The following is a 14,898-nucleotide window of genomic DNA, read 5'->3' on the forward strand; positions in this document are numbered from 1 at the left end:
AACAGTCGCTTCTTCTTTTGTTTACTTCACGAGTATTTTATTCATATCTGCGAATTGATAGATGAGTTTAGCTAAGTTTTTCATTTGTGCCAAGCGATTTGTTTTAAGTGATTCATTTTCCGTCATGACCATAGTATGATCGAAATAGGCTGAAATCGCTGGTTCTAGGGAGGCTAGTGATTGATAACGGGCTTCCACAGAGTGTTCATTTGTCATTAAGATTTCTGCTTGCTGCCATTCTTCATACAATTTCTTTTCATATTCGTTTTCGAAAAGATCCTTATGAATGTTTGCGGTTTGCTCTGCTTTGCTTGCGATATTTAGTACTCTTGATAATGATTCGACAATGGCCTTAAAGTTTGGTTGTTGACTGTTTCGTTCCAATACTTCAGCTCTTTGAGTGAGCTCTGGGATACTATTCCACTCACTGTCTAATATAGCTTCCACAATATCATATCGAATTCCTTTTTCTTCTAATAAATAATTTAATCTTAATCTGAAAAACTTTTTAAGTTGTTCGTAAAGCTCTTGATTATCTTCTTGATGATTTCCTTTTAAAGCTAATTTTAATAGGGCTGGTAAGGCTATATCCCAGTTTTTCACCTGCAATATCTTTACAATTCCAGCAGCCTGTCGTCTGAGAGCATAAGGATCCTGCGAACCAGTTGGTACTAATCCAATTGAAAAGGAAGAGACGATCGAATCCAATTTATCAGCTGTACTGATCACTGAGCCGACAATCGAACTTGGCGCTGGGTCCTCTGGATGAATCGGTTGGTAATGTTCTCGGATGGCTTGGGTTACTTCAGGTTTCTCACCGTGGAGCAAAGCATACTTTTCCCCCATAATTCCCTGCAATTCCGGAAATTCATCCACCATATTCGTCACTAAATCAAACTTACTAATTTCAGCCGCTCTGCTAATAGAGGATTTTTCCTGCTCTGAAACATCTAGTATCTGTGCAATTTCTTCCGCGATCGATGTTACTCTCTTCACTTTCTCAGCAAGTGTTCCAAGCTTTTCATGGTAAACAATATTTTTTAACTTCTCTAGTGCTTGCTCAATGGACAATTTTTGATCTTCATGATAAAAGAAATCCGCATCTTGCAAACGGGCGCGGAGCACTTTTTCATTTCCTCTCATGACGGTTTCCAAATGTCGATGATCACCGTTTCGAACAGCAATAAAATGAGGAAGCAGCTGATTGTTTTGGTCTTCGACTGGAAAATATCGCTGGTGCTCCTTCATGGAGGTAATTAAGACTTCTTTCGGTAATTCAAGGAAGCTACCTTGGAAAGAACCTTGAAAAACAGTTGGATATTCCACAAGATTTGTAACCTCTTCTAATAATGTCGGGTCAACGGGAATAATCCAGTGTTGTTCATCCGCTAGTTTTGCTATTTGTTCTTTGATCGCTGCTTTCCTTGTCTCATAATCTGCAATCACATACTGGCCAAGTAGCAGTTGTTCATATTCTTTTGGCGCTGTTAAGCGAATCTTCTCACCTAGAAAACGATGACCATACGTTTGATTACCCGAATCCACATTTGCGACAGTGAATGGGATGATATTTTGCCCAAATAAAGCAACAATCCAGCGAATGGGGCGGATATAACGCGTGCTTAAATTTCCCCAGTGCATATTATTTGGAAAATGAAGTGATGTAATAATTTCTTTCAGATCCGGTAAAATTTCTTCCGTTGCTCGCCCCTTTTCAAATTTCTGAACAAAAGCGTATTCTACTCCTTTTAATTCTTTAAAAAAGATATCATCTACTGCCGCTCCCTGAGATTTCGAAAAACCGACTGCGGCTTTTGACCAATTCCCTTCTTGATCCAGTGCAATTTTCTTTGTCGGTCCCTTCACTTCTAATTCCGTATCTTCTTGGGATTCAGCTACATTGGATATAAGGACCGCTAACCTTCTCGGAGTCGAAAACGCCCGAACCTCTCCAAATTCTATTTTTCTTTCCTTTAACCACTCTTTAGTTTTTTTCTGTAATTGATCGACAGCATCTAATACAAATCGAGCAGGAATTTCCTCAAGCCCAATTTCCAGCAATAAATCTTGATTACTCATAATGGGCTTCCTCCTTTTGTTCTAGCATTGGAAAACCAAGTTTTTCCCGTTCCTCATAGAATGTTTTGGCAACTTGTCTAGCCATACTTCTCATTCTCCCGATATACCCGGTTCTTTCGGTTACAGAAATAGCGCCTTTCGCATCAAGTAAATTAAAAACATGCGAACACTTTAAGATATAATCATAAGCTGGATGAACTAAACCATACTTCATCTGTTCCTTTGCTTCTGTTTCGTAGGTGTTAAACAAATCGAATAACATTTTCTGATTCGATGTTTCAAATGCATACTTCGAATGTTCAAATTCTGGTTGGTAGAAAATGTCACGAATTGTAAATCCATTCGTCCATTCAAGATCAAATACATTTTCTTTATCCTGAATGTAAGAAGCCAACCTTTCGATCCCATATGTTAATTCAACAGATACAGGTTTACATTCCAATCCGCCCACTTGTTGAAAATAAGTAAATTGTGTGACTTCCATTCCATCAAGCCAAACTTCCCAGCCAAGACCCGCACAACCGAGAGAAGGATTTTCCCAGTTATCTTCTACAAACCGAATATCATGCTCGAGTGGATCAATGCCAAGCGCTTTTAAAGACTCTAAATACATTTCTTGAATATTGTCCGGAGATGGTTTCATAATCACCTGAAATTGATGATGTTGATATAAACGATTTGGATTTTCTCCATAACGACCATCTGCTGGTCTTCTTGATGGCTCTATATAGGCCACATTCCAAGGCTCTGGACCAATAGCCCTTAAAAATGTATAAGGACTCATGGTACCTGCCCCTTTCTCCACGTCATAAGCCTGCATAAGAATACACCCATAGTCAGACCAATGCTTTTGTAAAGTCAAAATCACCTTTTGAACATTCACTTCTATTCATCCTCCATTCAAATTAGAAAAGCGTAAGGCGCCCGCTTATCGGCGACAAGCAAATGTTCCTGAACCTAGAAAGGGTGCATTTTCCCTTTCTAGGTTCAGGGTTATTTGACCTCGAGCCGCTGGCGCCTGGAGCTAGATCCAAACACTACCCGAATTTTCTTTCTTAATCCTTCTAGAAATGCGTAAACGCCGCTATGTAGACACCATATTTTTTCCAGGCATCAAAAAAACCCTCGTCCTATGCTTTTAGCATAGGGACGAGAGTTTACCCGCGGTTCCACCCTATTTGCTACTGTTAGTAGCCAACTTTTTCCATTTGCTGTTCAGGAATGCCGTTCACAGAATCTTCATACCTGGCTTTCACCATTCCAGGTTCGCTAAAATGAAAAGATTTTCTGTTACTCTTTTCCTTCTTCACAGTCTAAATAAATGTTCTATAAGAAGAAAATAGCTGAATTTTGAGCAAAAGTCAATATTTACCGCTGTATCAGTCAGTAAATTAGTCACCTAATTGGTTCTTCCACTTCCCTAATTGATCTAGAAAACGCTTCGTCTTTAAATTCAAACCAGAAAATTCATCGTAATAAGTGGAAATAACGTCTCGAAGTTCCTTTTTTGTTCCCTCTTTTACTGATATTGATCCTAGTCTATAGATATCAAAGAAATAAAATAATCTTAACAACTTGATCGTATTTTGCGAGACCGGAAAATAATGCGGATCCTTTTGGAAACAGTCTTGACAGATTAGACCATTTTCTTTAATCGAAAAACCGAATGGTGCTTCAGTTTTTCCACAAAGAGCACAGTGATTCATCTCAGGATATAACCCAAAAACATTGAGCATTTTCATTTCAAATATATTTGTGATAATGTCAGGATCGTATCCTTCATTGATGTAGAGCAATGTTTGATAAAGTAATTCAAATAAAAATGGATTACTCTCTTTTTCTTCGGTTCCCTTATCAAGCAATTCGACAATATAGGAAGCATAAGCTGTTTTAAAAATATCTTCCCTTATATATCGAAGGGATGAAATCATTTCTCCTTGCTGAATTGTCCCTAAGCCTCGTGTTCCGCTAATAACAAAGTATCCGTATGTAAAGAGCTGGGAAACGCTGGACAACCGATTACTTGGTTTCTTAGCTCCCCTGGCCATTCCAGCGATTTTTCCAGCCTCTCTTGTGTAGATTGTCACAATTTTATTTGATTCCCCATAATCTGTTGTTCTAATGACAATACCTTCAAATTTATTTACCATTGATTTTATCCCCTTTCACTGCGTTCACAGCATTTGGGATAATTCACACGCTTAAGTCACTTGTGTGCAGTCTGCTTCGTCCGTATTTTCCCTACATGGCAGAATATTCAAATGCTCTTCTTTTTCAAGTTCTTTTAGAAGCAGGTACGTATTGACATTACCTGTTTCTTTGAAAACTTTCCACGTAAATTCATACATTTTAAAATTCCCGCCTTTCCAAGTGATCAATTATTTTTCGTCTTCTGTAAAGATAAAGCCGAATAAGATTATTTTCTCATCATCTCTTCTAACCATACTGTATAAAATTTGTCAAAGTTCCTTATATGTGTCAATATTCCTCTTCAGTAAAACCATAATCACGTAAATGGAACGCTTTATTTCGCCAATCCTTTTGGACCTTTACCCACAATTCTAAATAAACTTTTGAACCAAGTAACTTTTCAATATCCTCTCTAGCTCGTTTGCCGATTTCCTTTAACATTTTCCCTTGTTTTCCGATGACAATCCCTTTTTGCGAGTCTCTCTCCACAATAATAGTAGCCATTACATCAATCATTTCTTTTTCCTTGCGCCGCTCCATTTTATCAATCACCACAGCAAGGGAATGTGGTACCTCTTCCCTTGTTAAATGAAGCGCTTTCTCGCGGATCATTTCCGATACAATGAACCTCTCGGGATGATCGGTAACCTGGTCTGCAGGATAAAATTGGGGACCTTCTTCAAGTCGTACCCGGATTTGTTCAAGTAGACGTTCAACATTATTTCCTTCTATTGCTGAAATCGGAATAATTTCTGCAAAATCATATTTTTCCTTATAAGTATCTATAGTGGTTAAAAGCGTATCTGGAGAAATAAGATCAATTTTATTGATCACAAGAAAAACTGGTGTTTGGATTCCACTTAGTTTATCCAAGATGAACTCTTCGCCGCGTCCAAACCCTTCCTCAGCATTTACCATAAACAAAATAAGATCTACCTCTTTTAAGGAATTGACTGCAATTTTCATCATGAAATCGCCTAGTTTATGCTTCGGTTTATGGATGCCTGGTGTGTCTATAAAAATCATTTGTGCATCGTCTGTTGTTAAAACACCTTGAACTTTATTTCTTGTCGTTTGTGGTTTATCACTCATAATGGCAATTTTTTGACCGATTACGCGATTCAAAAAAGTGGATTTCCCTACATTCGGCCGACCAATTATAGAAATAAAACCAGATTTAAAAACTTCACTTTCTTCATTTCGATTCATCATGTATATCCTCCGCTGTAAATGCAAATGGCAATAGTTCTTCGACTGTTGTCTGTTGTTGATCTCCTTGGAGATTGGTTAAAATCACTGGCATATCCCTTGGACAGAACTCCGCTAATACTTGGCGACATGCTCCACATGGAGGCACAGGCCGGGCTGTGTCGGCTATCACAAGTAACGTAGTAAATTCTGTTTCACCTTCTGAAACTGCTTTAAAAATCGCTGTCCGTTCTGCACAGTTCGTCATCCCGTAAGATGCATTTTCAATATTGCATCCTGTAAAAAGCTTTCCATCTTTGGTCAAAACAGCTGCCCCAACCGCAAATGTAGAATAGGGCACATAAGCTCTTTCTCTTGCCTCGCTTGCCGCTGTTACCAATTGCTCCATATTCAAATAGTTCTCCTCATCTTTCATACCTTATTTTACTACAAATTCATTCAAAAGTTATCATTTTCAAGAAAGTTTTTTGAACATTTCCATTTCATGATCGAAAATGACCGTAAAATTATTTTACCGTACCTGCTTAACACATTCAAATTCTGGCATAGTTTTTTTGCTAAATGGGTAAAAATGGGCGAATGCGCATACACCCTGTTAGATTTCTAAAAAAAGGAGCTTCCAAAAAATCAATTTTAGAAGCTCCTTAATGAAATAACTGTATGATTTTCGGGCCTAAAATAAGGATACCGATTAAAACGGCCATCAACGTATAAATTAACACTGCAGCGGCCGCTAAATCTTTTGCCTGTTTTGCTAAGGGCTGAATTTTTTCTGTAGCTAAATCAACCGCCCGTTCCATCGCAGAATTTACTAATTCTAAAGCCATTACGCCAAAAATGGAGATCATCATAAAAATCCATTCGATTTTATCAAGTCTTAAAAGAAAAGAGAGAATGATCACAATCACTGCAGCCACAAGATGAATTTGAAAATTTTTCTCTACTTTAGCTGCATATTGAATCCCTTCTATCGCATACTTAAAGGCGGATACCAATCGCTTCAGAGAAAAACTGCTTCTATCTTTCAAGACCAAAACCTGCCAATATGTCATTCTGCTTCATGAACATACGATTTTCATCCTCTCGGTTCATATGGTCATATCCAAGTAGGTGTAAAAAGCCATGGACGGCTAGAAAGCCTAATTCTCGTTTAAAGGAATGTCCATATTCATGTGCTTGCTCCTTCGCTCGATCAAGAGAGATAATTATATCCCCAAGTACACGTGGTAACTGTGCATCTTGAATCAACTTCTCCCCTTCAGAATTCTCCTCAAGTGCGAAGGAAATCACATCCGTCACTTGATCCTTTTCCCGATACTCTTTATTGATTTCTTGTATTTTTGGGTTGGAAACAATCATTAAGGAAACTTCTGCGTCTTCACGAATTTCTTCTATTTCAGCCGCATACATTAATAGCTTTTCGACCATCTTTAAGTTTTCCTCTGTTAATTGTCCTGTCTCATCTATCGTATCAATTAGGAGTGCCACCATCTATCACCTTCTGTTGTTTTATGTCAGGATACTCAATTCGTGAATGAAATATGCCATTTAATGTCTCACAAAACACCTTTTTTGCCTTTTCAATTTCTTTTAAAGTTAGGTCACACTCATTAAACTGGCCATCGAGCAGCTTATCTTGTGCAATCTGATGAACAAGTGTGCGAATTTCTTCTGGTGTTGGATTTGTCTTTGAGCGCACCGCTGCTTCTACACTATCTGCCATGCTAATAATCGCTATTTCTTTTGTTTGTGGTTTAGGCCCTGAATACCTAAACTCACTTTCAGCAATCTCTTCATTCTCTTTTTTCGCCTTATAGTAAAAGAATTTTAACAGACTTGTTCCATGATGTTGTTCCGCAATATCAACAATCTCTTTCGGGAGCTTATGTTTCCTTAATTCCTCAGCTCCATCAGTTGTATGGGCTAAAATAATATCCCGACTCGTTTCAGGCGGAAGCTGATCATGGGGATTCTCGATATTTAATTGATTCTCAATGAAAAAAGGCGGTCTTTTTGTTTTTCCGATATCGTGATAATAACAACCAACCCTGGCCAAAAGTCCATTTGCACCTATTGCTTCACAAGCAGATTCAGCTAAATTGGCGACCATTACACTGTGATGATAGGTACCCGGCGTTTCGGTTAATATTTTCTTCAATAATGGATGGTTTGGACTCGACAATTCGATTAATCTCATTGTTGATAAGATTCCAAATCCTGCTTCAAAAAATGGCAACAAGCCAATTGTGAATACAGCTGAAAGAAGACCAGAAACCACCGCATATAGAGCAAAATATAAATATTCCGTCGGTGTATACTGTCCACTCCCACTAAACATTAAAAACAAGATTAAGAGTAGGTTAATAAGGGAGATAAAAATCCCTGCACGCAAGATGTGATTTCTTTCATTATGGCCTGATAAAAACAAAATACCTGCTAGTCCACTAAAAAGAATATAGATGGCGACCTCAACATTGATCGTCCCTGCGATTCCATCATGAAAGACAATACTCCCGCAGGTTGCGAGCATAATCGTCATAATCAAAGCCAACCGTTCATTCATCAATATTTTAATTAGCATCGGTGCCATTGCAGCTGGGAAAATATATGCCATATCATTTATTTCTTCATCAATCAGACCGACAATTTTCATCACAACCAGAGAACAAATGAAAATGAAGCTTGATAGTAATAAGTAATTTTGCTTCTTATCTTCAGGTAAATCGATTCTTGAAAAATAAATATAAATCGAACCAATGACAAGGATAACAAACAAAGCTAATCCAATTAAAGGTTTGATGGTAGGATTACTTTTTAATAATCCGAGCAACTCCAATTGACGATAGGAATCCCGATCAATTAAATGGCCTTCTTGAACAACAATTTGTCCTTGTAAAATTTTGAATGGCTCCACCTCAGCCATTGCTTGTTTTTTTCGTTCCTCCGTTAAATCTGGATCGTATAGATCATTTGGTACAATAGCGTATTGCCCCAATTCTTCTCCAGCCTTTTCCATTGCCTCAGGCAAATCTGCCGCCCTAATTTGATTCTGCACAAGCTTTTTCACATCATTTAAATCATCATCACGGATTTTTTCTGTCATCGCCGTTTCCACATTTTGGATCACGACATTTTTTGTTGTTTCTAAATCAGACTCTTCTGCCTGTAAAAGTGAATTTAATATCGTATCAGAAATGGAATCTGTAATATCCTCTGACACATTTTCCGTTAATTTCGATTTTAAGACTTTCAATCTGTCCTGTAATGGAATCTCTTCTGATTGTTCTTTTTTCTTTTTATCTTCCTCTTTTTCATTCTGATCAGATTCGTGGTTCGTTTCCGAAATAAAATCAAAAATAGAAGTTAGTAAAGAAACACGATTTTGTGCCATCTCTTTTTTAAACACATATACCTTATCTACTGCTTCAGATGCTTTTTCTCGCTCCTCTGCTGTTTTCATTTCATCTTCAATCGTCTTAGGTGAACGGATCGTTTTATCAGCGACCTGGAATTTTTCCATATCATATGTTTCAGGCTTCATATTATGATACAGAATTAACAGAAGCACTAAAGCCAATAAGCAATAAATCAATGTTGTGAACACTTTATAGCTTAGAAAAGAACGTATTTTACTTATGTATGCATGAAATTTCATAACATCCTCCATACCCTTTAATAGCTGACGGATATTCAGTTACTCAAATGATAGCAGTTTTTTACAACGAAAGCATTATTTTTTTAAGATTTAAGAAAAGCGCAAGGCGCACGCCTATCGGCGACAAGCAAATATTCTTAAACCCAAGAGCGGTTTTCCCTTCATAGGTTTCAGGTTATTTGACCTCGAGGGGCTAGGCGCTGGCGCTAGATCCCAACACTAGCCAATTTTTATACTTTCTTACCTTTTGTTAAAAAACCGTTTCACCCTTTTGGGCAAAACGGTAAAATGACAGAGGTTAAGAACGTGGTAATTGATCATTACGTTCATATGCTTGAATAATTTGCGAAACAAGTGGATGGCGAACAACATCGCTTTGATTCAGATGAATAAAAGAAATCCCGTTTACATCTTTTAGGATCATTTCTGCCGCCATCAAGCCAGACTTTGCGCCTTTCGGTAAATCGACTTGGCTCGAATCCCCGGTAATCACCATCTTCGACTCGAAACCAAGACGTGTCAAAAACATTTTCATTTGCGCTTGAGTCGTATTTTGTGCCTCATCAAGAATAACAAATGCATCATCCAATGTACGACCTCGCATATAAGCGAGAGGTGCTATTTCGATTGTACCACGGTCAATCAAGCGCTGAGTATGTTCTGCCCCAAGAACATCGTTTAACGCATCGTATAGAGGACGTAGGTAAGGATCAACCTTTTCCTTTAAATCACCTGGCAGAAAGCCAAGGCTTTCTCCTGCTTCGATTGCGGGACGCGTTAAAATGATTTTATTCACATGGTTCTTTTTTAGCGCATTCACCGCCATCACAACGGCCAAATAGGTTTTTCCGGTTCCTGCTGGCCCAATGCCAAATACAAGATCCTTTTTCCGAATCGAGTCTATATATTCACGTTGACCCAAAGTCTTTACGCGAATTGCTTTTCCTTTCGTATTTCGTGCAATCTCTTCATTAAAAAGATCAGCAAAATATTCAATTTTTCCAGCTTTGGCCATATTAGAAGCGTACGTTACATCTCTTTCACTTACTTGAATTCCTTTTCGAATAACGTTTAATAATTGATTAATGATTTGCTCGACAATTCCAATATCGGTGGTGTCTCCTGAGATTGTTAAGCTATCCCCACGAGTCACAATCGATACTTTCCATTGTTCTTCAAGTAAGCGAATATGACTATCCGCATTCCCTAATAACCTATATGCTTCTTCTGCATTTTCTAATTCAATCTTTGCTGTTGTGTTTTCTTCAGACATCCGTCAGTCTCCTTGAATGATTGGTTTTTCTATGGCAATATTCTCTAAAACCTGAAAATTAATTGATAATGTAACTTTACCATTCTCGACTTTGTCTTGCAAAATTATTTCCTTATCAATACTGGCATCTGGAGGGATTTTCATTTTCAAGTCCCTTCTAGCCAGTTCCTTTGCCGCTTCTAATGCTTCTTTCTGCTTTAAATTTCGTTGAATTGCTTCTGTTTCTCGAATCGTCTCTTTTGAATACTGGATGGGAAGTTTTTTTCCCAAGAAAAAGATATCATTATTGTCTACTTCCGTTTCATATTTAGCAAATTCGTTTTTACCGAATCCCCAAATTGGCAATTGCAGTTTGCCCAAATGTAAAAAATACTTTCTCATTTCCCTTCCATTCAAAACCTTAAGAGGCGTATCCAAAGGGAAGCTCACCTTTGTATTATACCACGTATATCCCCAAACCTCTCCCTCGGCAATAATCGCCATGGACTTGTCTTCCTGGCCAATTTCACCTGAGACAAGCATTTGCCCTTTCTCAACCAATTGGTCTTTTTTCACAACTGCTTTTCCTTTTTCAACAAACATTTTCGCAATCACTGCTTTTTTATTTGCCACTAAATGACGTGGGCTCGCTTCTTCTACTTTATCAGGCTCTGTTTTTTGTACGACTTGAAAATGATAAGTTGTCCCTTTTAATTCAACACCAACCCATGTAATGTTATCGATTTTATCTGTTAGCTTTTTTTGAATTTGATCTGGTTTTTCTGAAAACAAGTGCATAGATCCATTCACAATTCCAAGATTCGTTAATTCTTTTCTAATTTTATGTTCTGTTTCTGGATCAGCCCCTTGGATTTGAATCCCCCACGTAATATTAGATAAAAATAAAATGAGAACAAAAAAGAGTAAAATTCCGATAGGAAACCCAATGTTTTTTAGTATCCTTTTCCAAAGGAACGGTAATCCTTCACCACGTATAAAATAAAGAGTACAATCAGCTTTCCTTGCTACACGACGTAATCTGTGAAGATCAGGCCATGTAATATAAAAGTACACTGTTCCTTCATAATTTCTTTTCACATTCCATATACTAAGTCCGGAACGAGCGAGTCGATTAATAAATCGTTCCATTCCTGGTCCTGTCGCCTTCACTAGTACTCTGCCTGTTAAAAAAGTAATCCATTTATTTTTCAACCAAGCCACTCCCTATTCATTCAAATAAAGAACTTCTTCTATATATCCTTCAAGTAAGATTTCTTCTGGTAGAATGGTTTTCAGCACAAAAGATTTTCCTTTTATTAATAGTTGCCCCTGTTTGAGGAGTAAGCGCAATTCATTATCTGTAAATACGAGCAGGCCGTTATGGTTTTCAATATAAATATGTAAATTTCCGACCATCGTTATCCTTGGAAGATCCATCATAATATCAGCGGGAAGTTCCATTTTTGATGTCATCCATTTTTTTATTTTCTTTGTCCACGTTTTACTCACAGTAAAGAACCCCCTTTCCACTCATGTGTATGAGCAAAAAGGGGGTTTCATCACTTGTTTTTTATCTAAATTCGTCTTTGTGAGTCTCTAGATGAGAAGTACAAGGTATGACAACCCTTCATGTACTGAATTCATCGCTGCTGAAAATGCATATGTTATCTTATGTCCTTCTTCGATTATAGGGTTTTCTTGCCCTCGGGGGCCCTAAAACCTCTGACATAATGATCCCATTTACAATATCTTTTTGTTTTAAGTCTAAATCTAGTTGTACCTCTTCATCGTATACTTCCGTATTGATAACTTCTATTTTTTTACGATGAAGTTCTTCCTCTCTATTTAGATCATTTAATTTTGCTGCCATTTCTTCTTGCTGTTTATAGAGATCAGGTTGAGTTTTAAGTTGATCTGCTGCGTCTTTCAATGTTCTAGCTTCTGTTGCTTCTGCAAAAGGAGAAGACTCTTCCCGTGCTTCCTCCATTTGCATCGGACGCGTTTGGACAGGTTTTGGTTGCTCTGATTGCTGCTTTTGGTTATTTATTTTACTTCGATTGAAAAGTAAACCAACGATCGCAACAATGATAAAAATAATAAATTGTTCCACAGGAGTTTCCCCCTTTCACTAGGGTTATTACTGGTCCTTACGATCATTCTTTGGTTTGGACATTTTTCCAATGGAATCTCTCATATCTGTATCAGCATCAATATTCTGTAGTGAGTAATAATCCATTACACCTAGTTTCCCGGATCTAAGGGCTTCTGACATGGCTAATGGTACTTCTGCCTCTGCTTCTACCACTTTTGCTCTCATCTCTTCAACACGGGCTTTCATTTCTTGTTCATTGGCTACAGCCATCGCTCTTCTTTCTTCTGCTTTTGCTTGAGCAATCTTCTTATCTGCTTCAGCTTGATCTGTTTGCAGATGGGCACCAATGTTTTTACCGATATCTACGTCTGCGATATCAATAGAGAGAATTTCGAAAGCTGTTCCTGAGTCTAATCCCTTACTTAGTACTGTCTTTGAAATCATATCTGGATTTTCCAAAACCTTTTTGTGATTATCACTTGAACCAATCGTTGATACAACCCCTTCACCTACACGGGCAATCACGGTATCTTCTCCCGCTCCCCCAACAAGGCGATCAATATTGGCTCTAACAGTAATACGCGCTTTCGCTTTTACTTCGATCCCGTCCATTGCTACACCGGCAATAAACGGTGTTTCGATGACTTTTGGATTAACACTCATTTGGACAGCTTCTAACACATTTCGACCAGCTAGATCGATCGCTGCTGCACGTTCAAACGAAAGTTCAATATTGGCGCGTTGTGCTGCAATCAGGGCGTTAACAACCCGATCCACATTACCTCCTGCTAAATAATGGCTCTCTAATTGATTAGTTGTAACTTGTAGCCCCGCCTTATGCGCTTTGATTAATGGGTCAACCACCCTCCTTGGAATAACACGTCGCAATCTCATTCCAATTAATGTAATGATCCCCATTTTTACTCCTGCTGCTAAAGCTGAAATCCATAGTCCAATCGGTACAAAAGTAAATAACACTAAAAGAACAATAATACCTACGACAATGGCTCCCAGTAAAAGTATCGTTTCTACTGGCATCTATCTTTCCTCCCTAAATCATTTTATTTTATGCTATATTTCGCGAACAACAATTCTTGAACCTTCTGCTTTGATAATTTTAACCTTTGTATTGGCTTCGATATAACTTCCCTCTGCTACTACATCAAGGCGTTCATCATCTACTGTGACGGTGCCAGATGGCCGCAAATCGGTTAATGCAATTCCTTCTCGGCCAATTAAATCGAGCCGATTTACATTAGATACATAACCACTTTCTGTATTGGTAGAATCTTTTAAAATGAGTTTTTTGAAAAATTTCATTCGTTTACCAAGCACCTTTATCATAATAATGATGGCTACCGCAGCAAGGAATAGTGCGATGATTACGGAAATCGCCATATAGACGGTATTTTGCCCCGCCATAATAATACTACCAATAATCGCTACTGCTCCCAAGAGACCTGCAATCCCCCCTGGAAGGAAAAATTCAGCTACAATGAGAATGATTCCAAGAATAAACAAGATCAAGGTTTCATAACCAGCTAAACCGGCTATATAATGGCCAAAGAAGAATAAGATTAGCGCTGTTAATCCCATCCCTCCGGCTACTCCAAACCCTGGTGTATAAAGCTCTAATACAAGGCCTAGGCTAGCAATTGACAACAGTATTGGGACAACCACTGGATTGGTCACTAGCTTTGCTAACGACTCCGCAAAGGTGCTCTCAACTGTTTGCATGTCCGCCCCTTTATATCCTAATGTTGTTAAAAGCTCATCGATATTTTTAACCGTACCGTCTGAATAGCCAACTTTTAAGGCATTTTCCGCATCCAAAGTCAATAAATCGCCTTCTTTTTTGAGCTCCGGAAGGGAGACATCCCCAATCGCCATCGCTTTCGCAATTTCTGGATCACGATTCTTTTGCTTTGCTGCTCCCTCCATTGCAGCAATCCACATACTCTCTGCTTTTTCTCCAGCGGTATTCCCGTCTTGGTTGATAATAGCTGAAGCCCCTATTGTTGCATTCGATGTCATGTAAATCTCTTCTGTATGAAGGGCGATATATGAGCCGGCCGATAATGCCCGTGAATTGATAAATGTAACGGTTTTTATATGATCAATATCTAATATAAGGTTGCCGATATCCATCGCTGCATCCACGGCACCACCTGGGGTATTCATATCAAAAATAATGACTTCTGCGTTTGCTTCCTTCGCTTCATTGATTGCACGATTCAAATATTTCTCTAGACCTTTTGTCACTTCTTCTTTGATCGGGATGACGTAAACATTGGATTCTTCTGTCTCCGCAGACACAGGCACAAACGCAAGAACAGCTGCTAAAGAAAAACAGATAGCAATCAGAATTTTCCTCATCATTTTTTCCCCCTTTCCGAAGCATATCTATCTTTCATACGAATA

General features: G+C 38.3%; 15 protein-coding genes and 1 other annotated feature. All 15 genes read right to left on the bottom strand.

Annotated elements, in window-relative coordinates; all coding sequences use genetic code 11:
- Positions 1–21: 21 nt before the first annotated feature.
- The gene (gene glyS, locus IPU53_RS13245; protein WP_207451424.1) at positions 22–2,079 is read right to left on the bottom strand and encodes a glycine--tRNA ligase subunit beta; all 2,058 of its coding nucleotides are present in this window, start codon (positions 2,077–2,079) and stop codon (positions 22–24) included.
- The gene (gene glyQ, locus IPU53_RS13250) at positions 2,072–2,962 is read right to left on the bottom strand and encodes a glycine--tRNA ligase subunit alpha (RefSeq protein WP_207451425.1); all 891 of its coding nucleotides are present in this window, start codon (positions 2,960–2,962) and stop codon (positions 2,072–2,074) included. Before glyQ ends, glyS begins: the two co-directional genes overlap by 8 nt.
- A gap of 259 nt (positions 2,963–3,221) precedes the next feature.
- Positions 3,222–3,395 (bottom strand) — a binding site (T-box leader).
- 75 nt (positions 3,396–3,470) lie between these two features.
- Positions 3,471–4,229: a DNA repair protein RecO gene (recO, locus tag IPU53_RS13255; protein WP_207451426.1), complete on the bottom strand. Its 759-nt coding sequence runs from the start codon at positions 4,227–4,229 to the stop codon at positions 3,471–3,473.
- Positions 4,230–4,280: 51 nt separating this feature from the next.
- Positions 4,281–4,427, bottom strand: a complete 147-nt coding sequence (locus tag IPU53_RS13260; RefSeq protein ID WP_207451427.1) for a YqzL family protein — start codon at positions 4,425–4,427, stop codon at positions 4,281–4,283.
- Positions 4,428–4,557: 130 nt separating this feature from the next.
- The gene (era, locus tag IPU53_RS13265) at positions 4,558–5,478 is read right to left on the bottom strand and encodes a GTPase Era (protein WP_207451625.1); all 921 of its coding nucleotides are present in this window, start codon (positions 5,476–5,478) and stop codon (positions 4,558–4,560) included.
- Positions 5,465–5,872 (bottom strand): cytidine deaminase, encoded by a 408-nt coding sequence (locus IPU53_RS13270; protein WP_207451428.1) that lies wholly within the window; start codon positions 5,870–5,872, stop codon positions 5,465–5,467. The genes era and IPU53_RS13270 overlap by 14 nt, the downstream gene beginning before the upstream one ends.
- A 250-nt stretch (positions 5,873–6,122) precedes the next feature.
- Positions 6,123–6,506 carry a diacylglycerol kinase gene (locus tag IPU53_RS13275; RefSeq protein WP_242698286.1) on the bottom strand — a complete coding sequence of 128 codons (384 nt, stop codon included), beginning with the start codon at positions 6,504–6,506 and terminating at the stop codon, positions 6,123–6,125.
- A complete protein-coding gene (gene ybeY / locus IPU53_RS13280; protein ID WP_207451626.1) occupies positions 6,496–6,966 on the bottom strand; it encodes an rRNA maturation RNase YbeY in 471 nt (156 codons plus the stop codon). The genes IPU53_RS13275 and ybeY overlap by 11 nt, the downstream gene beginning before the upstream one ends.
- On the bottom strand, positions 6,950–9,133 hold the full coding sequence (locus IPU53_RS13285; protein ID WP_207451431.1) for an HD family phosphohydrolase: 2,184 nt from the start codon (positions 9,131–9,133) through the stop codon (positions 6,950–6,952). Before IPU53_RS13285 ends, ybeY begins: the two co-directional genes overlap by 17 nt.
- A 298-nt stretch (positions 9,134–9,431) precedes the next feature.
- Positions 9,432–10,406 carry a PhoH family protein gene (locus IPU53_RS13290; protein ID WP_207451433.1) on the bottom strand — a complete coding sequence of 325 codons (975 nt, stop codon included), beginning with the start codon at positions 10,404–10,406 and terminating at the stop codon, positions 9,432–9,434.
- Positions 10,407–10,409: 3 nt separating this feature from the next.
- Positions 10,410–11,606, bottom strand: a complete 1,197-nt coding sequence (gene yqfD, locus IPU53_RS13295; protein WP_313886493.1) for a sporulation protein YqfD — start codon at positions 11,604–11,606, stop codon at positions 10,410–10,412.
- A gap of 3 nt (positions 11,607–11,609) precedes the next feature.
- Positions 11,610–11,858 carry a sporulation protein YqfC gene (gene yqfC / locus IPU53_RS13300; protein WP_242698295.1) on the bottom strand — a complete coding sequence of 83 codons (249 nt, stop codon included), beginning with the start codon at positions 11,856–11,858 and terminating at the stop codon, positions 11,610–11,612.
- A 196-nt stretch (positions 11,859–12,054) separates the two neighbouring features.
- Positions 12,055–12,495, bottom strand: a complete 441-nt coding sequence (locus IPU53_RS13305; protein WP_207451439.1) for a hypothetical protein — start codon at positions 12,493–12,495, stop codon at positions 12,055–12,057.
- 27 nt (positions 12,496–12,522) lie between these two features.
- On the bottom strand, positions 12,523–13,515 hold the full coding sequence (gene floA, locus IPU53_RS13310) for a flotillin-like protein FloA (protein ID WP_207451441.1): 993 nt from the start codon (positions 13,513–13,515) through the stop codon (positions 12,523–12,525).
- A gap of 33 nt (positions 13,516–13,548) precedes the next feature.
- Entirely contained in the window at positions 13,549–14,853 is a 1,305-nt protein-coding gene (locus tag IPU53_RS13315) for an NfeD family protein (protein ID WP_207451627.1), read from the bottom strand.
- Positions 14,854–14,898 lie beyond the last annotated feature (45 nt).

This window comes from Bacillus sp. SD088 (assembly GCF_017355205.1).
Classification (GTDB): Bacteria; Bacillota; Bacilli; order Bacillales; family Bacillaceae_C; genus Lederbergia.